Origin of the sequence: Flavobacterium sp. MFBS3-15 (assembly GCF_026107645.2) — a bacterium.
Taxonomy (GTDB): domain Bacteria; phylum Bacteroidota; class Bacteroidia; order Flavobacteriales; family Flavobacteriaceae; genus Flavobacterium.
The window spans coordinates 316,397-339,707 of the sequence record NZ_JAPCHV010000002.1; the positions used below are offsets into that span (position 1 = coordinate 316,397).

Consider the following 23,311-nt stretch of genomic DNA (forward strand, 5'->3'; position numbering starts at 1 on the left):
TTTCTATTTCTTAATCAGGTACTTGACAACTGTTTCTGCAGAATGCAGTCCGAATACAGCAGGAATCCAGCTATTTGTACCGAAAAATGATTTCTTGAAGTTGGTTCCATCAGTCATTTTAAGGCTGGTCTCGTCGGGTGCTTCAGTAGAGAAAACCACCTTTACCCCTTTGCTTACACCCTCTTTACGCAAGCGCTTGCGTACCGTTTTGGCCAGCGGGCATACGTCAGTTTTACTAATGTCTGTCACCTTAACTTTTCCGGCCTCATACTTACCTCCCGCTCCCATGTTGCTGATGATCTTTACCTTTTTCCTACGTGCGGAAATGATAAGGTTCAGCTTGGGCGTAATGCTGTCAATACAGTCGAGCACATAGTCATATTCTTCCGTAACCAATTCGTAAGCACGTTCAGGTGAAAGGAATTCTTTTATACGTATCAGTTCCAGCTCCGGGTTGATGTCCATGAGCCTGTCGCCTACTATGTCTACTTTAGGTTTGCCAACCGTAGAATGCAATGCCGGCAACTGGCGGTTGATATTGGTAATGTCTACCACATCGCCATCCACTATAGTCATTTTACCTACACCGGCACGTGCGATGAATTCGGCGGCAAACGAGCCTACGCCACCCATGCCTACCACCATCACGTGTGAATTCTTCAATTTCTCAAGGCCTTCCTTTTTAAATAAAAGTTCGGCACGCTCTGTCCATTCAGCCATTAGTAAAAACGGTTTTAAAATTAGTGCTTACAGTATTTTTCAATTCCTTAATATCTACATTCAGTGCTAAGGCAGCTTTTGCATACACTTCTGCTATCCCCTCCTCTATCGTGTCGGTCTCCAAAAAAAATCTGTCACGAGGCACCTGTGCCAAAACACCGGAAAGTTCCGGATTGCGCAACAGGTATTTACCAAACGAAAGGTAAAAGCCGTTATCCAGCAGTTGCTTAGCCACCTGCCAGTTCTTGGAGAAGCCATGCACCACCATCGGTATGCCCGGCTGTATCCTGTTTTTTATTTCTACCAGCTCCTGAAAAGCAGCAACAAGATGCAAAATTACGGGTTTTTGATATTTCTTCGCTAACAGCAACTGCTTTTCGAATATGTCTATTTGTACATCTAGCGAAATTTCAATACGCTTATCCAGTCCGCATTCGCCAAGAGCGAGGCAGTTGGCCAGTTGTAAACGTTGTTCGATTATTGCTAAATGCTCCTCCAGCTTTTCCATATCGATATGCCACGGATGGATTCCTGTAGAAAAGTGGTGCACATCAATGATTTCAACGGGATAGCGGTTTACTATCTCAAAAACATTGGTGTTACCGGATGATGAATGGGTATGGAGGTTGTAGAGCATACTTTCCAACTTTTAAAGTCTAACGATCTTAAAAGTTAATATTTTATACCCTTCTTCATCACAGTATTCCTTCATCTTTGCTAGAATATCATATGCATATTCGGCTGAAGCAAGCTTATCATTAATTAATACTATATCCTGATAGAAATTCGTTAAATGATACCAGTCATCACTGGCTTCAAAAAGGTTTTTCTGATGGGTATCACCAGTCAGTGCCAACCCATCCCAATTGCCGTTAAAAGCATCATACACCTGTATTTTTTCTGCAGTAATCATATTTACGATATCACCCCGCTCCCCACAAGTTCCTCGCCTATATACCATGCAGCAAACTGCCCTTCGGTAATGGCAGACTGCGGCTGTTCAAACGAAATGTACATCCCGTTATCAAATTTGTGTAGCGTCGCCTGCTGCAACGGCTGGCGGTAACGTATGCGCACCATTACATCTATTGTGTCTCCGTCTTTCAGTTGCAGGTCTTCGCGCACCCAGTGGATCTCACTTTCCTGTATGAACAGTGCCTTACGGAAAAGTCCCGGGTGATTGTGCCCCTGGCCTGTGTATATGGAATTCGTAGCTACATCGGTCGCAATGACGAACAGTGGCTCTTTGGTACCGCCTACATTCAGCCCCTTGCGCTGCCCTATCGTGTAATAATGCGCGCCCTGATGCCTGCCTACCATTTTACCCATCTCAGGCTTGTAGCCGATGTTTTTAGCTTCGTAGGCCAGCCGCTCTTTTATGGACGTGAATTGTGGCTTGTCAGCGCTGTAGGCTTCAATGTCGGCATTAACTTCATAGATAACACCTTCTTTTGGATGCAATTGCTGCTGCAAAAATTCCGGCAAGCGTACTTTACCAATAAAGCAAAGCCCTTGAGAATCCTTTTTCTCGGCAGTGACCAAATCCATTTTAGCTGCTATTTCGCGAACCTGCGGCTTGGTAAGCTCCCCAATCGGGAAAAGCGCCTTGCTTAATTGCTCCTGCGAAAGCTGGCACAAAAAATATGATTGGTCCTTATTGCCATCCACACCGGCAAGCAGTTGGTACACTTCTTTACCGTCTTTTTCGATAGTCGCTTTACGGCAATAGTGGCCGGTAGCCACATAGTCGGCGCCAAGGCTCAGGGCTATCTTCATGAAAACGTCGAATTTTATCTCACGGTTGCACAGCACGTCCGGATTGGGCGTCCTGCCTTTTTCGTACTCGTTGAACATATAGTCCACGATACGCTCTTTGTACTGCTCGCTCAGATCGACCGTCTGGAACGGTATGCCCAGCTTTTCGGCCACAAGCAGTGCGTCGTTGCTGTCTTCCAGCCATGGGCATTCGTTGGCAATGGTTACCGAGTCGTCGTGCCAGTTCTTCATGAACAGGCCTATTACTTCATATCCCTGCTCCTGTAACAGGTATGCTGCCACACTCGAATCCACACCTCCGGAAAGCCCAACTACAACACGTTTCATTTTAATTCCTTTCTTGTATAATTTGGCGCAAAATTACGTAAAAAAATAATGAGCCACGAATTACACGAATTTTGTCAAATTTAATTAGTGAAATTCGTGTAATTCGTGGCCTGACTATTCTGTATCCTACTATGGTTTAGTATTTACGCGGGGTTTTATTTTAGCATTTACTTTGCCACTGGCTACAGGTTTTTTAGCGCTCATATTTACTTCTTTCGCGAGTTTTCCATTCTCATAAAATTTCCAAATACCTGTTTTCTTACCATTAGAAAACTTACCGGCAGCCACAATCTGGCCTTGTCCATCCCTAAATGTTGCAGGGCCGTGCAATTGGTCATTCTTATAGTTCGAATCTTCAAGTACAATGCCCTTCTCTGTGTATTTTTTATAAATGCCTTCTTTTAGTCCGTTAACAAAAGTAGTTTCCTCGTTGATATTGCCATTAGGAAAAAACACCTTTCGGAGGCCTGTAAGCTTGCCCTTTATGAAACGTTCAGTCGACATAATAGCCTTGCCGCCGGGATGGTAATATTTCCACTCCCCCTCATTCAGTTTATTGATTTCACGGCCTTCACTCAGTTTGTCGCCTTTTTCGTCAAAAAATGTGGTATAGCACGATCCGTCCGCAGCAAATGTACGGGTAGCTTTTAGTGTAGAGTTCTTATTATCTTCAAAGAATTTAAATGTGCCTGTTTCCTTGCCATGCTCAAATGTTCCTTCATAGCGCGGCCTTTTGCTTTCGTCATATGTTCCCTTCCAAAGGCCATGGCGCTTGCCGTTCGCGTCCATTTGGTTAGTTTCCTGAGCAAATGCCGAAAATGAAATGAGTAATAGTATAATAAATGATAAAAACCTGTTTTTCATAAAATGGCATATAATTTTAATTATAACTTTTAAAGTTCCTGTTTAGTATATCCAAAAGTAAGCCATACTAACAAAAACATCCGCCGAAGCGGATGTTATATTATTTTTTGCCTCTTGCCTTTTGCTGCTCCTGGGCCTGTTCCATCATCTCCTGCATTTTCTTTTGGAATTTGCTCTGTGTTTTCGGCTTGGATTTGTTTTCCTGTATCAGGGCGTGCATTTTATCCTCAGTCACAATGTACTTCTTAATCACAACCATGATACCTATTGTAATAAGGTTGGAAATGAAGTAGTACAAGCTCAAACCTGATGCATAGTTGTTGAAGAAGATAAGCATCATTATTGGCGAAATATAAATCATTACCTTCATGATCTTGCTCATATCCGGCATGCCTTCCTGTGGTGGCGCTGACATGCTCTGGTCGCCAGTGGTCATCTTCATATAGAAGAATATCGCAACAGAAGCAAGTATCGGGAACAAGCTCACGTGGTTGCCGTAGAACGGAATGTAGAATGGCAGGTGAAGTACCGAGTCATACGACGAAAGATCAGTTGCCCAAAGGAAGCTCTGCTGCCTAAGATCAAAGAACGACGGGAAAAATTGGAACAACGCGTAGAATACCGGTATCTGCATCAGCGCAGGAAGGCATCCTGCCATCGGGTTTACGCCCGCACTGTTGTATAGTTTCATCGTTTCCTGCTGCCTTTTCATCGGGTCTTTCTTGTACTTCTCATTGATTTCCTGTATTTCAGGACGAAGCACTTTCATTTTGGCCTGCGATTTGTACGACTTGTATGTTACAGGCGACATGATAAGCCTTACCAATATCGTAAAGATAATGATACCTATACCGTAAGGTAAAAATGTGCTCAGGAAGGTAAATACCGGAATAAAGATATAGCGGTTAATCCACCCGAATATACCCCAACCCAGCGGCATTACCTCGTCTAGATTTTTATCGTAGCCATTCAGTATCTTGTAATCGGCCGGGCCATAATACCAGTTCATGTTGTAGCTTACCTCGCCGCCTTTGAATTCAAGTGGCATTTTGGCAGTAAACTTCTTGGTGAATATAGTATCGGTCTTGTCGTCGTGCACAAGGTTTTCTGAGGTAAGTTCAGCCGTTTTGAATGGCGTATCCGTCAATAATATTGAAGTAAAGAAGTGCTGTTTGAAAGCCACATAGCTTACATTTTCCACTTTCTCCGATTCACTTTTGCCTTGTCCGAGGTAATTATCCTTACCATCTTCATACTCATAAATAAGCTCAGTATACCTGTTCTCATAGGATACGCTTTTCTCGTTCCTGAAGGCTTTCAATTGCCACTCAAGGTCAATCGGTTTAGAGGTGTCAAGCACCTGCGCCATACCTTGTGTGCGAATGGAAAAGTCCATCATAAAGTCATTTGGCTTCAGCACATAGCGGTACTCCAGGAACTGGTTTGCGCCTGCTTTCAGTCTCATGGTAAGCACGGTGTTGCCACCTTCCTTTGTTACAACAGGTTCAAAATATAAATCTTTGGTGTTCAGTATACGATTGTCCTGTGTCTTAAACTGAAGGTTTAGGTTAGCATTGTTCTGCTTTATAAGCTCTACTCTCTTGTTTGAGCCTTTTTCAAACTGCTCATAGTTAAGATTGGCTTCTTTTATGTAACCTCCTTTGTTGGAGATGTAAAGAGTAAGCAGTTCGTTCTTTATTTCAGTAGTATTCTCTTTTGCAGATGGCAATGTAGCACTATAAGCAAATGCACCCAGAGAGCTTTTTAATGCGGCATTTGTAATCGAATCATTCGAAATGGAATCCTTGGGCACGGCAGCAGTCTTTTGCTCAGGAATCTGTTTTTGCTTCGCCTTTTCGATCTGCTCTTTTTTAGCCTTTTCCTGTAATTCTTCCTGGCGGTTGGCCGACTGGTTATAAATCATCCATAATAGCAGCAGGGCTATCAATCCGAAACCAAGAAGCGTTTTTAAATCTAACCTTTTTTCTTCCATTTACTTAAAATTAATTCACTTAATATCCCCTTTAGGGCGATGCCATTGGCATTTATTCACTTTTTTTAGCTACAGCCGCCTTTACAAAATTTACAAACAGCGGATGCGGGTTGGCTACCGTACTTTTATATTCCGGATGGTATTGTACCCCTATGAAGAATGGGTGATTATCAATTTCTATCACCTCTACAAGGCCAGTATCCGGATTAATACCCGATGCCTTAAGCCCCGATTTTTCAAGATCTGCAACATACGCACTGTTGAACTCGTAGCGATGTCTGTGGCGTTCGTCTATCTGCGATTTACCGTATATTTTGTAGGCAAGCGTACCTTCTTTAATATCACATTTCCACGAACCGAGACGCATAGTACCGCCTTTATCAGTAATGTTCTTCTGCTCCTCCATAATGTTGATTACTGGGTGAGTGGTATGCTCGTTCATTTCAGTTGAGTTAGCATCGCTCCAGCCCAGTACATTTCTCGAATATTCGATTACAGCCATTTGCATGCCAAGGCATATACCGAAGAACGGAATGTTATTTTCCCTCGCATAGCGAACAGTTTCAATTTTACCTTCAATTCCCCTGCCACCAAATCCGGGAGCTACAAGAATACCATCAAGGCCTGCAAGCTTTTCGGCTGCATTTTCTTTATCAATATATTCCGAATGTATGCTCACAACATTCACTTTGGTTTCATTGGCCGATCCGGCGTGGATGAACGCCTCTAATATCGATTTATACGAATCCTGAAGTTCTACGTACTTACCTACAAGCCCGATACTTATGGTATGTTTTGGATTCTTCAGCCTGAACAGGAACTCATTCCATTGTTGCAGGTCTGGCGTATTTTTCTCCTCAAGATCCAGTTTCTTAAGCGCAACCCTGTCAAGGCCTTCCTCAAGCATGAGGTTCGGTACGTCATATATAGTGGACGCATCAATTGACTGGATAACGGCCTCTCTTTTAACATTACAGAACAGCGCCAGCTTTTGCTTCAGGTCAGACGACAGCTCATGCTCAGTACGACACACAAGTATGTCAGCTTTTATACCACTTTCCATGAGTGTTTTTACCGAGTGCTGAGTAGGCTTGGTCTTAAGTTCGCCAGCGGCTGCAAGATACGGCACCAGCGTAAGGTGTATCACAATGGCATTGCTTTCTCCTAGATCCCAAATCAATTGGCGCACTGATTCAATATACGGCAGCGACTCGATATCACCCACTGTACCACCAATTTCGGTGATTACGATGTCATAATCCCCCGTATTGCCCAGTTGCTGCATGCGCTCCTTTATCTCGTTGGTAATGTGCGGCACCACCTGCACCGTTTTGCCCAAAAATTCACCACGGCGCTCCTTCTCGATTACAGAAAGGTACACCCTTCCAGTTGTTACGTTATTTGCCTGAGAGGTAGGAACATTAAGGAAACGCTCGTAGTGTCCGAGGTCCAAATCGGTTTCGGCACCATCGTCGGTCACATAGCATTCGCCATGCTCATAAGGGTTCAGGGTTCCGGGATCGACATTGATGTAAGGGTCAAATTTTTGTATTGTGGCCCTGTAGCCCCTTGCCTGCAATAGTTTTGCCAGGGACGCAGCAATAATACCTTTCCCGAGGGAAGAGCTCACGCCTCCTGTAACAAAAATATACTTTGTCTGCTTCATTGTTGCTTTGTTGTTGTGTTGTAGTTGCGTTTCGTTAGTCCAAAAACGTGGCAAAAGTACGAAAATTTATCAATGAAATTTATCAATACAGCAATTGTTTAATGTACCAATTATTGGAATATCTTTCATAATTGGCAAATTGCTGCATTATAAAATTGATATACGCAATAATGTGCTAATGAACCATTATTTACAAAACATTCACGTACTGCAAATTGATATATTAGGAAATTGGTATATTGGTAAATTATTTCGGAAACTGTGCCTTGATATTTCGAACAATATTCTCCAGCCCGTTTAGCTTAAGCTCGTACACCATATGCAACTGTTGTCCCAAAACCCCGGGCGGAAAGCCTTTATTATGGTACCACACAACATAATACTCAGGCAGTTCGATAAGGTACGTGCCTTTATATTTGCCAAAAGGCATTTTGGCATGCGCGAGCTTTATGAGGAATTCTTTTTGTGGGTCAGGGTCAGGATGCTGTTTCAAATTACGAAGGCCAGTTAAAAACCACATCCTTCTCAATGTCCGGATGAAGGCTAAGGTATACCGGACAGGTCATGGCTACCCTCTCCATGATGGTGCGGGTTTTTTCATCCGTTTTTAGAGTCATGTTTATGATAATGCCTATTTTGGCTATCTTCCTTGGTTCGGCCTGCATGATTTTGGTTACTTCTACTGTAGACCCCACCATGTCAAGCTCCATGTCCATAGCTCTAATACCCATTATGCTTATCATACAGCTACCCAATGCATTTGCTACGGTATCGGTTGGCGAAAAAGCCTCACCTTTGCCCCTGTTATCTTTTGGTGCGTCAGACAATATTTCGCTGCCCGACTGGATATGGATTGAGGAGGTCCTGAGATCTCCGAGATAAGTTACTTTTGATGTCATTATTGCGCTTGTTTTATAGTAAAATCCTCATCATACTGTAGGATATAAACCCCTGTATTGTAGTTGCCACCGTTTTCAGCCACATACCTGAATTTATTTTCTACCTGTTCAGAAGCAATGGTATCCGCGCCTTCAGTAAAGCCATCTTCCTGGAAAATCCTAAGTATGGTATCAAATGTCACATCAAAGCCACGTGTAGCAAACTGGCTGGGCATTATGCCATTCTTTTCTTTGAAAACCCTCCTGAATATTGTTGCTTCCTGACTATCGTTCTCTCTTGTACCCGAAGGGTAAAGCATTTTCAATTTAGCAAGCCTTTCCATCGGCATTTCGTCGTTTTCAAGTGCATCAGTAATTTCCGAAACAACCAGTTGTATCTGATAATCTGGCAGCAAAGATACCAGCAATTTGGTAGTCGTAAGTACCATGCCTGTACTTTCAGATTCTAAAATCACATAATTTATTTTACCTGCAACAAGATAACTGCGCAGTATTGCCTCAGTTGGTGTTCCATCAATAAAGCGAGCCGAGGGACAATTGGCTTTAATGAAGTCACGTGCGCTGGCTTTTTTAGGGTCGACAACAGCTATGATATTGCCGTGTTTTGACTTCAGGTACTCCATCATTACCATTTTAACTTCATCACCCTGTGGAATGGAGTTAAAAAGGTTGTTGTAAGGCTTGCCTTCATCTTTGGAAAGCGGCGAAATAACCGGTATTTTCTTTGAGGCCAGCAATGCTGCCGCATTCTCTGCATTCGACTGATAAAACGGTCCTATCACTGCATCGGCAGCTGACAGCGATGAAGCCAGCCCATTTACATCCGAGCCGTTTTTACTCTCTTTTGAATCGTATATCCTTACCTTCAATGGCAGCCCCATTACTTTGGCAGAATCTATAGCCATCATTGCGCCCGCGTAAAAATCCAGTGTCATGTTAAGAAAGCGGTCTGAACGAAGCAATTGCCTGCGTACTGTGTCGCTCTCAATTCTTGACATATTGAAAGGCAATAACAAAGCTATCTCTCTTGGTTCCGATTTTTTAATGGACTTAGAGAGGTCAGTGATAGTTGTAGGAGCGGTTCTTGCCGGTGTATCATTTAGTGCTGCAACTTTATCCGAAGGTAATTTTAAAGTCATGCCATCTTTCAATCCGTCTTTCAGATCAGGATTCAATTTAACCAGTTCAGCCTCTGTCATCCCCGATCTTTTTATGATACTGTATAATGTTTCTTTTGGTTGTACAATATATTCCGCATAAGCTGATTCTGTAACAGGAGATGCAACCTGACCCTTGACCGCATTATTATCTACCAGCTTCAGGTTGAAGCCCAACGGCAGTGTATCTTTAACCGCAGGGTTAAGTTCTTCAATCAACTGGACCGTTATACCATGCTTCTTAGCTATGGAATACTTAGTCTCCCCGACTTCAACAATGTGGTATATATAAGCATTTACACCTTTTTTTGCATCGGCTTTCTCCGCGGCCTTCGCCTGTGCAGCCACACCGCTTCCTTTAATGGGTATGATTATTTGCTGGCCTTCCTTTAGCCCATCTTTTATTGCAGCGCTATTAGCCTTCTCAATATCTTCAACACTAACATTGTATTTTTTGGAAAGACTGTAAAGCGTTTCTTTTGGTTCAACTGTATGGATAGTGTTTGCCACCCTGGTTGGAGTTTCTTTCGCTTTTACAGCTACCTTATTAAGTGCCGGGATAAGCAGGGTTGAACCTTCCTTAAGGCCATTTTTCACATCGGGGTTAAGCCTGCTGATATCATAAGGTGTAACCTGATATTGCTTAGCAATCGCTGTTATAGTCTCTCCTTTTTTTACTGTATGCTTCTTATAATCCTGGGCTTGCGCCGAAGCATTGAACAATACAACTGAAAAAAGCAGTGCTAAGAAATATTTCATGGTACAGGGATGTTATAAGCATTAAGCCGATACAAAGTTAAAATTTGTATCGGCTTATAGGGTAAGTAAACTTTATAATTTTCAGTTAAAATAAGAAGATGTTGTACGAATAGGCTTATTATTAACCTCTTAAGGGTTTTAGTGCTCAATAATCCTGATAATCTGCCCGGCCTGAAGCCCTCTTTTTAAAGCAGAAACATTGTCTTCAGTAATTGCGTCAACAGTAGTATTATACTTTCTTGCCAGGCTGCTAAGTGTTTCTCCTGATATTACCTTGTGCTCAATCACCTTATTGCCATCAGCATTTGTTGTCCCTACATTTTTTGATCCGGAAGGAATAGTAAGCACCTGTCCCACCTGCAATCCGTGCATCAACAATTTCTTGTTGGCAGCGGTAATGTCTTCTACTGTTGTGTTGTATTTAAGCGAAAGCCTGTAAAGATTTTCACCGGAAACAACTTTATGTGTAACGGGCTTGATAACTGCAGCCACTTCTTCAATATCAGCCGTCTCTGCTACAGTATTTTCCTTTGTTTCTGGAACTGTCGTTTCAACAGACACTCCCCTTTCTTCTTTAGCTTCAGAAACAAATCCTTCAGAACTGCCCTGAGCATTGTTTTCATTTTTCCTGACGTTTCCGGCAGCTGGCTTTGTAAGTGATTTTTTCAGCAGATCATAATTATCATTCTCTTTTTCAATATGATTTACCATTTCAACCTGTCTGTGCAACGGGATGCGCAATGACATGCCGCTGCTAATACCCTGGGTTGTGCCTTCATTGTATTCGTAAATATCGTGTGGACGGATTTTATAAGATTTTGCGATAAGCACCACAGTCTCTCCAAGGGCTACTGTATGGTAAACTATTTTCTCTTCGGTCTCCTTTTGGTTACCGTCGTGACGCATTTGGGCATTTAAGGGCGTAAAAGTTGTTAAGGATAAAATTATAACTAAAATAATTGTTTTCATTAGGTGCAATAGTTAGTTAAACTGATGTGAATATACACAAAAAAGCCAGATAACACAATGGTTTACAATTATTTAATAAGAATAATCTTAAATTAAATAATTGTAGTTTTTTTGAAAAAAAACCACGTAATAATTAAAAAATATTCGAAATAAGTACATTTTTTTTATTATTATTAATGTGAGAAAATTTCTATAAAAGAAATGAGGCTCATTTTTAATGCAACAAAATAGCTTGTAAGAGTCCATCAGAATAAAAAGCGATAAATATTTCCTATGGAAAAGGCCATAAAATAATCTAAAAAACAAATAAGCCCCTGCAAATACAGGGGCATTATAGAAATTATTCCCACTCTATCGTGGCCGGAGGCTTAGAACTTATGTCATATACCACACGGTTCACCCCTTTTACTTTGTTAATGATCTCGTTAGATATCTTCATGAGGAAGTCATACGGCAGGTGTACCCAATCGGCGGTCATGCCGTCAGTCGATTCCACCGCCCTCAGCGCTACTACTTTTTCATAAGTACGCTCATCGCCCATTACGCCAACGCTATTTACCGGAAGCAATATAGCTCCCGCCTGCCAAACCTTGTTGTACAGCCCATGGTCTTTTAAGCCCTGTATGAATATATGATCCACTTCCTGCAGGATGCGTACCTTTTCCGGTGTAATGTCTCCCAATATCCTGATAGACAGTCCGGGACCCGGGAATGGGTGCCTCCCAAGAAGCTCAGGGTCAATACCCAATGTCGCTCCTACCCTCCTTACCTCATCCTTAAACAGCATGCGTAATGGCTCAACCACCTGAAGCTTCATGAAGTCCGGCAATCCGCCAACATTATGGTGCGACTTGATGGTAGCCGAGGGCCCTTTTACCGAAACCGACTCGATAACATCGGGATAGATGGTACCCTGAGCCAGCCATTTAACATCGGTAAGGAGGTGCGCCTCATCGTCAAAAACCTCAATGAACACGCGGCCAATAGTCTTACGTTTCGTCTCAGGGTCATCGATACCGGCAAGCTGCGACAGGAACCTGTCCGAAGCATCCACGCCTTTTACATTGAGGCCCATGTCTTTATACTGGTGCAGTACGCTTTCAAATTCGTTCTTGCGCAGCAGCCCGTTGTTTACAAATATACAGTACAGGTTTTGGCCAATAGCCTTATTAAGCAATACGGCTGCTACAGTAGAGTCTACACCGCCCGAAAGGCCAAGCACTACTTTGTCATTGCCGATCTTAGCCTTGAGTTCCGCTACTATGTCCTCCACAAAGGAGTTGGGCGTAAAGTTCTGCGGTACATGGGCGATTTTTACAAGGAAGTTCTCCAGCATCTGCTTGCCGTCGGTAGAGTGGTACACCTCAGGGTGGAACTGTATGGCATAGGTGGTTTCGCCCTCTATTTTATATGCGGCATTCTCCACATCCTTGGTACTGGCCAGCACCTCACCGCCTGTTGGCAGCTTTTTGATGGTGTCGCTGTGGCTCATCCATACCTGGCTGTTAGCTGACACACCTTCCAGGAACGGCTCTCCTTCCCTGATATAGGACAGGTTAGCACGGCCATACTCGCGGATGTTGCTTGGCGCTACTTCACCCCCGTCAAAGTGGGCAAGGTACTGTGCACCGTAGCAAACAGCCAGCAGCGGCAGCTTGCCCCGGATACCGGAAAGGTCGGGATGCGGTGCATCTTCAGCCCTGACGGAAAACGGGCTTCCGGAAAGGATTACGGCTTTGTAGGTTGATAAATCTGTTGGCGGGTTATTATAGGGGAATATCTCGCAGAAGATATTGAGTTCCCTAACCCTTCGCGCAATAAGTTGTGTGTATTGCGACCCGAAGTCTAAAATAAGTACGTTGTGTTGCATGGGCAAAAATAAGATAATCTGCCGAAATGGGAAAATGGATTTTCAGATTTTTGGAACGTAAAAAAAATGTAAGAAAATTTTTAATGAAAGGATTTTATGAAAAAATGAAAATGAAACAAAAATGCATTTTTGCATTACGGCCCCACATCAAAAAATATATACCCTTTTTTTCATCATGTTGGGGGTATTTTTGCACCATCAGCTTATGAATTCAGGGTGTGTGCAAGGGTATTTTAGGGTATGCCTGCGATGACTTTTGGTCCGTGGGCATTTTTTCATCTTCCGGATAATGAAAAATTGCAGATTTGAAACAAAATCGAAAACGGGCATTACTGGAATAACCGGCTGGAAATTTTCCGCAAACCCAATCCAACCTTTTATATAAAAAAATGCTCTTACCCGTAGGCAACCCTTTTACCCTTTTATCAATGGTACGAAACCTTACCCTGAAAATCCTTTTCCTCTTCCTCCCCTTCGCCGCCTTTTCCCAAAACAGGATAAAGGACACGGTATATGGCAATGTAAAATCGGTCAGGGAAAAGCTTTACTTTTTGGACTCGGTGCGGCAAAGTTACAAGCTGTATGACTTTGAAGATGAATATGGCCATCCGGGTTTCAGGGACAGGGAATTTACACAAAAACGATTTAATACGTTTTGGTATCATATGCCTATAGTACATTACATGAATTATTACAGGGAATATGACGACAGGAACCGGATTGTAGCAGAGACATGGTATTATAAGGACAATGCTTTCCTAACAAAATATGAGTTTACTTATGATGAAAAAGGAAATTTGATCGTAGAAAATGAAAGTAATGAATTTGGCGAAATAATCACAATAAGACGGGGCTACGATCATAAAAACCGTGTAGCAACACGGTTAAAGTCATATAAAGAATCGGATACCTATTTCTTTTACGGTAACCAGTATAACAGAGCAGGTGAACTTATTGCAACCAATGCATACCGTGACAACGAGAAAGCAAGCGACAGGAAATTTGAGTATGAGTCGGGCAGGCTTGTCAGGGTTTACTATACTCTGCCATATACTTTGGTAGAGGGCGACTATCCCGGGCGTAAAAAGAAAATACATGGCGAATGGGAAACCTACCTTTACGAAGAATATGAGTATGACGAACGCGGAAATAAAATAACCGTAAAAAATTATTCAGGGCAAATGGCAGGCGATAGTACAACTCCTGATGTTACCCGTTACATTTATGATGCCCATGACAACCTCATAACGACTATTAATTCCAACGGCCTATTGCCATGGACATGGGCGTATGATGATAAGGGGCGGCTGACCTCAGAAAAACTTATTTCAAATGGCGACATTGCTATTGAAACAAAATACATCTACAAAGGCGACAACCTAATCAAACTCCTCTACACCGAAAACGGCAAAACCACCACCGTTACCTTCTCTTATGCATTCGACAGCCACAACAACTGGACCGAGCAGACCAAGAGCATCAACGGGAAGCCGCTGTATGTGAGGAAAAGGGAGATTGTTTATGATTAGGAATGGGCCTGCCGCACTAAGGGTGCCCCGCACTACGGCTTTGCACCGCCTCCTAGTTACTGTAAAACTGCTGCTGCCTGTTTGCAGGTTTCCTGAAATGTATATATTTGCCAAGAAAAATTAACCAGTTACAGTATGATGATCATTATCGAAATTCTAGGCTTTTTGATTTGCATTAGCAGCGGAATCCGTTTGCTGTTTGCGGCAAGTGTATATGCGGGCCTTAAGGGAGCCAACAAATGGACCGCCCAGGGCGAGCAGGTAGAAGTTAACAACGCCAACCTTAAAAAAGCGGTAAACACGCTGCGGCTAAACAGCATTTTAATGGTAGTGGGCGGCATCATGATATTTTTAGGCGAAAATTACGGGCGGTAAGTCCGCATACGTACCCAATTAAACCGCCGGACTTAATATTTATGTGGCCGGCGGTTTTTTTATGGATTAATGTTTCGGGGCTACCTACCGTCATCCCAATCAAAATAATAAAATATTACCTAAATTATTAATGAAAGATAAAACTGCCCTTTATGGAGGGACATCCACCTGTTAGGGTACTTTTATCAGTGTGTAATTCTGCTCCGGCACTCTCAGTTCCGTTGGTGCACCCTCAGGCACTGCCGACATTTCTCCCTTAAATGTAATTTCTATCCTTTCGGGCGTACCACCCTGTGCCGCAAAATGTTTTATTATTATATCCCGGTACAGATAATCTCTTTCAGGATCTGTGAAATGGAGCTCTACACGCCTTTGTGCCATCGGCAAGTTAGTATCTTTAATATATTCCCCATATACGTTATACTGATGTGGCTCAAGGCTTGCCTGTAAATTAGTAAGGGTGTTGACCGTCTCAATTCCGTTTGAATCACTGTAGCGATATTCACCCACCAATACATCTGAATAATAGCCCAACGTTGAATAATGGTACATTACCTTTTTCTGAAGCGTAATTTCAAAGATGGTATTTCCGGACTGGTATCTCCAGGTACCGGTAAATTTGTCGAAGTCATTCTCTGTATCTTTATAATACACTCCTGGTTCCTCACCAATAGTATAGAGCAACGGCATGACAGCCTGCCCACTGCAGCCCATACCCAAAACCAAAAACATTATGATGAAAATTGCTTTCATGATAAAAACTGCCCCGCTTTGGCAAGGCAGGCAATATTTACTGTTTTACTAAAAGATATTCCCCGAAAGGGATGTTATAGCTTGTATATGGCGAAAGTGTGGTTTCACCAAACTTTGACATCCTTGATCCAAGATTTCTGAAGATAAGCCTTAACTTTTGGGTACTGCCATCATCGGCACGCTGAAAGATCATTTCTGGTTCAAAACCAAATATATCACGTGTAGGATCATTAAAACCTAATACGACTTTTCTGTCATTGGGTCCACAATTAAGACAATATTGAGAATTTGGACCGACAATGATATTTCCAACAATATTGAAGTTCCATGGGTTTATTATGTTTGATGTAAGCCGGGGAAGAGTATTTATTATTTCTACACCATTTTCGATATATTTATATTCACCTACAAGAAAATCAGCATAGTAATGATTTTTTCCATTATTGAAAACCTGCATTTCTCTTTTCTCAAGTGTAATAGTTAGCGAAGTTGTTCCATCTGTATATTTCCATGTACCAACAAAATTATCGAGGTCGTTATATAGATCTTTATAATATGCTCCCGAAATGTCAGTATCATCTTCATACAGTGATTTTATCGGGGTCTGCGCTCTACATCCCATCCCAAACAACAACGCTATGATAAATATTGCTTTCATGGTTGTAAAAACTGCCCTGCCGCAGCGGGGCAGCATTAAGTTATTGCTTCACTAACAGATATTCCCCGAAAGGGACTGTGTATTCATCATACGGCCTTGGGTCAGTTACATCATCATAGCCTCCGGATGTTACTATAAACTGTAAAAGTAATTTTTGTACACCTCCTGAATCGGCTCTCGCAAAAACCATTTTCGACTCCATACCGGGAATATCACGGTCAGGATCTCTAAATGCCAGGTGTACCCTTCTCATATTTGGAACGCATCCAGTACAATATTCTGTAGTAGGGGGTAAAAGTAGATTGCCAAATATAGAATAATCATAACTGTGTGGTAAATTCTGCGAAACTAATGGCAGAGTGTTTATTTTCTCAACTCCATTTTCGACATACTTATAGCCACCAATTAAGATATCCTGATAACACGTTATTGCATTATCTGAATAAGGCTGCATATCTTTTTTTTGTAAATTAATTATCAATGATGTTGTTCCATCTGTATATTTCCATGTACCAACAAAATTGTCCAAATCACTATTAATATCTTTATAATAAGCCCCTTCAATATCTAAGCCATTATCATACAATGGCAGGACTGCCTGCCCCCTGCAGCCAATCCCCAAAACCAAGACCGCTATGATAAAGATTGCTTTCATGGTTGTGAAAACTGCCTCGCCGCAGCGGGGCAGGTAATATGTTATGGTACTTTTATCAGTGTGTAATTCTGCTCCGGCACTCTCAGTTCCGTTGGTGTACCCTCAGGCACTATCGACATTTCTCCATTAAATGTAATTTCTATTCTTTCAGGCGTGCCACCCTGCGCTACAAAATGTTTTACTACTATGTATCGATATAAATAGTCTCTTTCAGGATCTTTAAAAGTCAGCTCTACTCGTCTTTCGGATGCAGTATGATTTGAATCCTGTATGTTTGCCCCTGAAATATTGTTTTCATATGGCCCAAGATTTTGCAGAAGGTTTTGCAATGTATTTACAATTGTATTTGTACCATCAACATATCTATATTCTCCTACAAGTATATCACAGTAATTGTTATTAGAACCATTAAATAGCTTTTCTTTCTTTTGTAATGTTATTTCAAAAAGTATACTTCCAGATTCATATCTCCAAGTACCTGTAAATTTATCCAATTCATTGAAAGTGTCTTTATAATAAAATCCAGCCTCAAGGCCTATTCCTTGTTCAAGAATGGGTTGTATTTGAGCTTTACATAAACTCAATGTGAATAATAATATGATAAAGATTGCTTTCATGGTGTTAAAAACTGCCCCGCCAAACCGGTGACAAACTATTGCACTCTGGTTAATGTATATTCTCCCCAAGGAAGATTAAAACTCCTATAGGATTGGATACCATCTATAATTACGACGTTTCCTTTTTGCACAAGCTGTATTTTTATTTTTTGGACACCACCTTCATCCGCACGCCTGATTATAAGCGCTCCATACAAACCATCGATAGTGTCTCTCGAAGGATCACCAAAACTCAAAATAACCCTTTTTTGTCCGGGCGGGCAATCATTGCAAACAGGAAAGTTATCATTATTGATGATAATACTTCCCACAATGGTATGTTCGATCAGATTGGAAGGAGGATTGGTTAAATGCGGCAAAGTATTAACCTTTTTAATGCCATTTTCGATATATCGGTATTCGCCAATCAGCAGGTCACTATAATTTCCACTAAAACTATCATGATAGGCTACCTTTTTTTCAAATATGATCCTCAATGAAGCAGTTCCACTTACAAGTTCCCATGTTCCTGTGTAGTTATCAAAGTCATTGAAAGTATCTTTGTAATAAACATCGGCAGCCTCTTCATAATTTTCACTATACAAAGGGCTTATGTTCTGCGCCCTGCAGACCAGCCCAAACAACAACGCTATGATAAAGATTGCTTTCAATTTATTGATTAATATTCCATTGCTATTAATATAGAGCATTTTTTCACCTAAAAGGTTGGAAACGCATACCACAATTTTAAAAATTATTTTTCACGCCACACAGGTAGGAAATACCTGTTTTGAAAAAACAGGTAATCACCGCAAAAGTGTTAAAAGTGTCAGGGTTAAAATATAGTGCCTGATTTCGGAATGGAAGCTCATTTGTAATTTGTGTTTTGGATTTTAGAGTTTCACCTTTGGCACTTTGCGACTTTCGAACTTTCGACTTTCGAACTTTGAAACTTTGAAACTCCACCCTTTGGCACTATTATTGGGCATTGTCATAAAAAACTGTACCTTCGCACAATGATGACACCCGGAGACCTCGCGGCCGTAAAACAACTGCTGGCCGCACCCAAAAAGATTGCCATAATACCCCACCGCAACCCCGATGGCGATGCCATGGGATCTACCCTCGGCCTGGGCCGCTTCCTGAAGCTGAAAGGCCATGATGTAACGGTAATAGCCCCAAATGAATTCCCCGATTTCCTTGCCTGGCTGCCCGGCGCAGACGGCGTAAAAGTTTTTGAGCGCGAAAATGAAACCGCCACCAAACTACTGAAGGAAGCGCAGATCGTATTTACGCTCGACTTCAATACCCTGGGCCGCCTGGGCGATGCCATGGAAGCCGTACTGAAAGGGCTTGACGTGCCGTTCATCATGATCGACCACCATCAGGCACCGGATGATTATGCCACCTATATGTTTTCGGACACTAATTACGGGTCTACCTGTGAAATGGTGTACCACTTCATAACCGCTTTAGACGAAAAGCAGTACCTCGACAAGACCGTTGCCACCTGCCTGTATACGGGCATCGTTACCGACTCCGGTTCTTTCCGCTACCCGCTTACCACCGGTACCACGCATCGCGTAGTAGCCGAGTTCATCGACCTGGGGGTAGACAACAGCGCCATACACAGCCTGCTGTTCGACAACCATTCGCACGCGCGCATCCGCATACTGGCGCAGGCACTCCAAAACCTGCAGGTGCTTCCTGCCTATAAAACATCCTACACATCCCTTAGCCAGGAGGAGCTCAACAGCTTTGGCCACAGCAAGGGCGATACCGAGGGCATCGTGAACTACGGACTGGGCATGAAAGGCATCGTGTTTACCGCATTTTTCAGCGAGAATAAGGACGAAGGCATCATAAAGATATCGTTCCGATCCAAGGGCGATTTCGACGTTAATAAGTTTGCCCGTGAGCATTTTAGCGGCGGCGGCCACATAAATGCCGCAGGCGGAAAAAGTACTGAGTCGCTGGAAGCTACCATACAAAAATTTATTGCTATTTTAGCAACCACCAAAATTGACTGATACATGAAAAAGACAATCATAGCCTTCCTCCTGCTGGGCGCTGCCATTACCGGCTGTTCGCAGCAGCAACAGGCGCGCCAGCCTGTCAACAGGAGTTCGGGTACCTTCATGAAGGAATCCATTGAGCGCAACAAGAAGCTGGTGGCCAATGAGGAATCGCGCATCGACTCCATCATCAAAAGCAACCCGGCGATAAAATACATAGCGTCGGACAAAGGCTTCTGGTACCACTACGAAACCGAGGTGACCACCGACACCATTACGCCCAAGCGAGGCGACGTGGCCTACTTTGACTATGAGGTAAAGGACATCAGCGGCAACCTGATATACAGCGAGGTAGAACTGCGCCCGCAGGAATATTACGTTGACAAGGAAAACATCATGATGGGGCTGCGCTACGGCATCAAGCTGATGAACGAGGGCGAAAAGGTTACGTTCCTGTTCCCGTCGCACATGGGCTACGGCTACCACGGCGACAACAAAAAAATAGGTACCAATGAGCCGCTCATTTGTACCGTGACACTCAATGACATTAAACCGGAAAAACAAGCAAAGCAGAATTAAATTAATAATGAAACCAATGACAAGTCTTTTTTTAAGTTTAGTTGCAATCGTCTTTTCATGCAACAGCAAGCCCGATGCCGAACCGGCAGGACCACTGACAGACGGGCTTTATGCGGAGATAACTACCAATAAAGGCGTTATCGTACTGCAACTGGAATACCAGAAAACGCCACTAACAGTGGCCAACTTCGTGAGCCTGGCAGAGGGCAAAAACGAAATGGTAGCGGCCGAGTTTAAAGGCAGGGCATTTTACGACGGGCTTAAATGGCACCGTGTCATCAACCCGTTCATGATCCAGGGGGGCGACCCTAAAGGCGATGGATCGGGTGGCCCGGGCTACAAGTTTGCCGACGAGATCGTACCGGAGCTGAAGCACGACAAAGCCGGTATCCTATCCATGGCGAATGCCGGAAAAGGCACTAACGGCAGCCAGTTCTTCATTACCCACAACGCCACCCCGCACCTTGACGGCAAGCACACCGTATTTGGCCATGTAGTTCAGGGCATGGATGTGGTAAATGCCATTGTTCAGGGCGACAGCATGGATAAAGTAAAGATCATCCGCGTAGGCGCCGATGCCAAGAAATTTGACGCGCCAAAAGTATTCAAGACGTATTACGAAAAGCTGGCCGCCGAGCAAAAAGCAAAAGCCGATGCCCTTGCCGCCGACCAAAAGAAATTTGCCGAAGGGTTTGAAAAAGCCAAAGCAGCCAAGAAAGCCTACTTTGAAAAAGAAAAGGCAACGGCGACAAAAACGGCTTCCGGGCTGCAATACAAAACACTGACTAAAGGCAAGGCTGCCAAGCCTGCCGACGGTGCCATGGTGCGCATTGCCTACTCAGGATTTTTGGAAGACGGCAGCCTGTTCGACTCAAGCGATGCCCTTACCGCCAAGACTTTCATGAAGTACATCCCGCAGAAAGACGAGTACGGCGCTTATGTTCCGTTCCCTTTTAAGATAGGTACCAAAGGCGGCATGATACCGGGCTTCCTGGAAGGCCTTAACCTTATGGTTCCCGGCGATAAGATGATATTGTTCATCCCTGCACACCTTGGTTATGGTGAAATGGGCGAACCGCGCGCCGGCATTGCCCCGAACACCAACCTTATCTTTGAGGTGGAGATGCTTCCGGCGCAGTAAGCAGCTGGTTATATAATAAAAAAAGGGCATCGTATGATGTCCTTTTTTTATGCGCTAAAGCAATAGCATTATGAGTTTAGCCCTTAAATTTCCAGTCAAATTCATCCTTGGCATTGATGATGGCACCCAGCTCCACGCGAACCACTTCGCCAAATTCTACCTGAAAAATGACCCAGTTGGCTTCGTTAAAGTAATTGTCTACCGTGTCGAAGCTTTCCTTCTCGAACGACTTAATCCCCTGCCCTTCCAGCTTAGGCTTTAAATCATCCCATTTTTCGTTAATAATCTTTCCTGTAGAAAGTTCAGCATCTTTATTTGAAGTAATGATATATCCTAACCTGAACTCTTCGTCCTGGTAAAAAGTAAGGCGTAGCTTCTTATCATCATACAGGTAAATGACGTTTTTATCCTCGTCCTTATACTTCCGGCTGGGTTCGCCGTAAAGTTTTTTTACATCGCCTTCCTTCATCCCGAAAAGCAATTCGCCCACACCGTTTTTAAGGTTTACCTTCATTTGCTGTCGTTTAACTATTCTTTATTTTATTACGGTAGAAGAAAGATTGCCGCGCTCCGTAAATACGCTCGCAATGACGGCCTGTTAGGGTTAATGAGTGTAAATCCTAATACTCAAAAGTCCCGTATTCGCTCATTATTGTCAGCTTTTTAGAACCGGATGGCTCCACCCTGCCCACAACCTGCGCGTCTACGCCAAATGATTGGGAAATGGCAATAATGTCTGCCGCAATGCTTTCAGGAACGTAAAGTTCCATCCTGTGCCCGCAGTTGAACACCTGGTACATCTCTTTCCAGTCGGTACCGCTTTGTTCCTGTATCAGCCTGAACAATGGCGGGACCGGGAACAGGTTGTCTTTTATTAAATGAACGTTATCTACAAAATGCAGCACCTTGGTTTGGGCACCGCCGCTGCAATGCACCATCCCGTGGATATCGGCAGGCGTATATTTATCTAAGATTTTTTTAATGATGGGTGCATACGTCCGCGTAGGCGAAAGCACCAACTGCCCTGCGTCTATCGGGCTGCCTTCTACGGCATCGGTCAGCTTTACCTTGCCGGAATAGACAAGCTCTGCCGGTACTGCCGCATCAAAGCTTTCCGGATATTTTTGCGCCAGGTAGTTATCGAATACATCATGGCGCGCCGAGGTAAGCCCGTTGCTGCCCATGCCGCCATTATAGCCTTTTTCGTAGGATGCCTGCCCGAACGAAGCCAGGCCAACGATCACATCGCCGGGTTGAATATTGGCATTATCTATCACATCGCTGCGCTTCATGCGTGCCGTAACGGTGGAATCGACAATGATGGTACGCACCAGGTCGCCCACATCGGCCGTCTCCCCGCCTGTGGAATGGATGGTCACGCCAAAGCCTTTCAGCTCTTCAATAAGCTCTTCGGTACCATTGATGATGGCTGAGATGACCTCACCCGGTACTAAATTTTTGTTCCTGCCGATGGTTGACGACAGCATGATATTATCTGCCGCACCCACGCAAAGGAGGTCATCGATGTTCATGATAAGGGCATCCTGCGCAATGCCTTTCCATACCGAGATATCGCCGGTCTCCTTCCAGTACATATAGGCAAGGGATGATTTGGTGCCTGCACCGTCGGCATGCATGATCAGGCAGTAGTCGTTATCGCCGGTAAGGTAGTCAGGGACGATTTTGCAGAAAGCTTTCGGGAAAAGGCCTTTATCGATATTCTTTATGGCGTTGTGCACGTCTTCCTTTGAAGCCGAAACACCGCGCTGGCTGTAGCGTTTGCTGGTATCAGAACTCATGTAATGGTTATTGTGTTGTTGTTGCGCAAAGATAAGGGAATTATTAATTTTTTATCTTTTAAAAATGGTTTTGCCAAGAATTACACCAATTTCACCAATTCATTAAAACACACAGGCATAGAGCTTATCCTGATTTGTGAAGCTTCACCTTTGCTTTAAACATTACACAATTGATTTTGGTAATTCGTGGCAAATGAAAAAAAATGCCCCG

The 23,311-nt window shown here is 43.3% G+C and carries 24 protein-coding genes; 5 read left to right on the forward strand and 19 right to left on the reverse strand.

Annotation, left to right across the window (positions count from 1 at the left end; genetic code table 11):
* Positions 1 to 3: 3 nt before the first annotated feature.
* From OGH69_RS03495 to guaA, 12 genes are all read right to left on the reverse strand, one after another.
* Positions 4 to 720 (reverse strand): tRNA threonylcarbamoyladenosine dehydratase, encoded by a 717-nt coding sequence (locus OGH69_RS03495; RefSeq protein ID WP_265173050.1) that lies wholly within the window; start codon positions 718 to 720, stop codon positions 4 to 6.
* Positions 713 to 1,357 (reverse strand): TatD family hydrolase, encoded by a 645-nt coding sequence (locus OGH69_RS03500; RefSeq protein WP_265173051.1) that lies wholly within the window; start codon positions 1,355 to 1,357, stop codon positions 713 to 715. Before OGH69_RS03500 ends, OGH69_RS03495 begins: the two co-directional genes overlap by 8 nt.
* 12 nt (positions 1,358 to 1,369) lie before the next feature.
* Positions 1,370 to 1,633, reverse strand: a complete 264-nt coding sequence (locus OGH69_RS03505) for a hypothetical protein (protein WP_265173052.1) — start codon at positions 1,631 to 1,633, stop codon at positions 1,370 to 1,372.
* Positions 1,634 to 1,635: 2 nt separating this feature from the next.
* Positions 1,636 to 2,823: a tRNA 2-thiouridine(34) synthase MnmA gene (gene mnmA / locus OGH69_RS03510; protein WP_265173053.1), complete on the reverse strand. Its 1,188-nt coding sequence runs from the start codon at positions 2,821 to 2,823 to the stop codon at positions 1,636 to 1,638.
* A 129-nt stretch (positions 2,824 to 2,952) separates the two neighbouring features.
* Positions 2,953 to 3,687: a toxin-antitoxin system YwqK family antitoxin gene (locus OGH69_RS03515; RefSeq protein WP_265173054.1), complete on the reverse strand. Its 735-nt coding sequence runs from the start codon at positions 3,685 to 3,687 to the stop codon at positions 2,953 to 2,955.
* A gap of 100 nt (positions 3,688 to 3,787) precedes the next feature.
* Complete coding sequence (yidC, locus tag OGH69_RS03520) at positions 3,788 to 5,680, reverse strand: membrane protein insertase YidC (protein ID WP_265173055.1); 1,893 nt, start codon at positions 5,678 to 5,680, stop codon at positions 3,788 to 3,790.
* A gap of 52 nt (positions 5,681 to 5,732) precedes the next feature.
* Complete coding sequence (locus tag OGH69_RS03525; RefSeq protein WP_265173056.1) at positions 5,733 to 7,346, reverse strand: CTP synthase; 1,614 nt, start codon at positions 7,344 to 7,346, stop codon at positions 5,733 to 5,735.
* A 247-nt stretch (positions 7,347 to 7,593) separates the two neighbouring features.
* Complete coding sequence (locus OGH69_RS03530; protein WP_265173057.1) at positions 7,594 to 7,839, reverse strand: DUF3820 family protein; 246 nt, start codon at positions 7,837 to 7,839, stop codon at positions 7,594 to 7,596.
* Position 7,840: 1 nt separating this feature from the next.
* Positions 7,841 to 8,245, reverse strand: coding sequence for an OsmC family protein (locus OGH69_RS03535; protein ID WP_265173058.1), 405 nt, complete (start codon positions 8,243 to 8,245; stop codon positions 7,841 to 7,843).
* Entirely contained in the window at positions 8,245 to 10,161 is a 1,917-nt protein-coding gene (locus OGH69_RS03540) for a PBP1 and LysM peptidoglycan-binding domain-containing protein (RefSeq protein WP_265173059.1), read from the reverse strand. The genes OGH69_RS03535 and OGH69_RS03540 overlap by 1 nt, the downstream gene beginning before the upstream one ends.
* Positions 10,162 to 10,299: 138 nt before the next feature.
* On the reverse strand, positions 10,300 to 11,130 hold the full coding sequence (locus OGH69_RS03545; protein WP_265173060.1) for a LysM peptidoglycan-binding domain-containing protein: 831 nt from the start codon (positions 11,128 to 11,130) through the stop codon (positions 10,300 to 10,302).
* Positions 11,131 to 11,470: 340 nt separating this feature from the next.
* Entirely contained in the window at positions 11,471 to 13,000 is a 1,530-nt protein-coding gene (guaA, locus tag OGH69_RS03550) for a glutamine-hydrolyzing GMP synthase (protein WP_265173061.1), read from the reverse strand.
* A gap of 389 nt (positions 13,001 to 13,389) precedes the next feature.
* Between guaA and OGH69_RS03555 the strand changes: the two genes are divergently transcribed.
* Positions 13,390 to 14,529: a hypothetical protein gene (locus OGH69_RS03555; protein ID WP_265173062.1), complete on the forward strand. Its 1,140-nt coding sequence runs from the start codon at positions 13,390 to 13,392 to the stop codon at positions 14,527 to 14,529.
* 135 nt (positions 14,530 to 14,664) lie between these two features.
* Positions 14,665 to 14,904: a hypothetical protein gene (locus OGH69_RS03560; RefSeq protein ID WP_265173063.1), complete on the forward strand. Its 240-nt coding sequence runs from the start codon at positions 14,665 to 14,667 to the stop codon at positions 14,902 to 14,904.
* A gap of 171 nt (positions 14,905 to 15,075) precedes the next feature.
* Here the strand turns inward: OGH69_RS03560 and OGH69_RS03565 are convergent, their stop codons facing one another.
* The 5 genes from OGH69_RS03565 to OGH69_RS03585 are packed head-to-tail and all read right to left on the reverse strand — an operon-like array spanning position 15,076 to position 18,276.
* Entirely contained in the window at positions 15,076 to 15,657 is a 582-nt protein-coding gene (locus tag OGH69_RS03565) for a DUF6705 family protein (RefSeq protein WP_265173064.1), read from the reverse strand.
* Between the two features lie 37 nt (positions 15,658 to 15,694).
* Positions 15,695 to 16,315: a DUF6705 family protein gene (locus OGH69_RS03570; RefSeq protein ID WP_265173065.1), complete on the reverse strand. Its 621-nt coding sequence runs from the start codon at positions 16,313 to 16,315 to the stop codon at positions 15,695 to 15,697.
* Between the two features lie 40 nt (positions 16,316 to 16,355).
* Positions 16,356 to 16,970 carry a DUF6705 family protein gene (locus OGH69_RS03575; RefSeq protein ID WP_265173066.1) on the reverse strand — a complete coding sequence of 205 codons (615 nt, stop codon included), beginning with the start codon at positions 16,968 to 16,970 and terminating at the stop codon, positions 16,356 to 16,358.
* A gap of 41 nt (positions 16,971 to 17,011) precedes the next feature.
* Positions 17,012 to 17,587, reverse strand: coding sequence for a DUF6705 family protein (locus OGH69_RS03580; protein WP_265173067.1), 576 nt, complete (start codon positions 17,585 to 17,587; stop codon positions 17,012 to 17,014).
* Between the two features lie 35 nt (positions 17,588 to 17,622).
* Positions 17,623 to 18,276 carry a DUF6705 family protein gene (locus tag OGH69_RS03585; protein ID WP_265173068.1) on the reverse strand — a complete coding sequence of 218 codons (654 nt, stop codon included), beginning with the start codon at positions 18,274 to 18,276 and terminating at the stop codon, positions 17,623 to 17,625.
* 306 nt (positions 18,277 to 18,582) lie between these two features.
* On the opposite strand from OGH69_RS03585, the gene OGH69_RS03590 reads away from it, so the two are divergent.
* Genes OGH69_RS03590 through OGH69_RS03600 form a run of 3 tightly spaced genes read left to right on the forward strand, consistent with a single transcriptional unit; the run spans position 18,583 to position 21,301 of the window.
* Positions 18,583 to 19,596 (forward strand): DHH family phosphoesterase, encoded by a 1,014-nt coding sequence (locus OGH69_RS03590; protein WP_372339328.1) that lies wholly within the window; start codon positions 18,583 to 18,585, stop codon positions 19,594 to 19,596.
* A 3-nt stretch (positions 19,597 to 19,599) separates the two neighbouring features.
* Positions 19,600 to 20,160 carry a gliding motility-associated peptidyl-prolyl isomerase GldI gene (gene gldI / locus OGH69_RS03595; protein ID WP_265173069.1) on the forward strand — a complete coding sequence of 187 codons (561 nt, stop codon included), beginning with the start codon at positions 19,600 to 19,602 and terminating at the stop codon, positions 20,158 to 20,160.
* Positions 20,161 to 20,167: 7 nt separating this feature from the next.
* The gene (locus OGH69_RS03600; protein ID WP_265173070.1) at positions 20,168 to 21,301 is read left to right on the forward strand and encodes a peptidylprolyl isomerase; all 1,134 of its coding nucleotides are present in this window, start codon (positions 20,168 to 20,170) and stop codon (positions 21,299 to 21,301) included.
* Between the two features lie 76 nt (positions 21,302 to 21,377).
* Here the strand turns inward: OGH69_RS03600 and OGH69_RS03605 are convergent, their stop codons facing one another.
* Both OGH69_RS03605 and OGH69_RS03610 read right to left on the reverse strand, forming a co-directional pair.
* Positions 21,378 to 21,815 carry a hypothetical protein gene (locus OGH69_RS03605; RefSeq protein WP_265173071.1) on the reverse strand — a complete coding sequence of 146 codons (438 nt, stop codon included), beginning with the start codon at positions 21,813 to 21,815 and terminating at the stop codon, positions 21,378 to 21,380.
* A gap of 106 nt (positions 21,816 to 21,921) precedes the next feature.
* Positions 21,922 to 23,100, reverse strand: coding sequence for an AIR synthase related protein (locus tag OGH69_RS03610; RefSeq protein WP_265173072.1), 1,179 nt, complete (start codon positions 23,098 to 23,100; stop codon positions 21,922 to 21,924).
* Between the last annotated feature and the right edge of the window lie 211 nt (positions 23,101 to 23,311).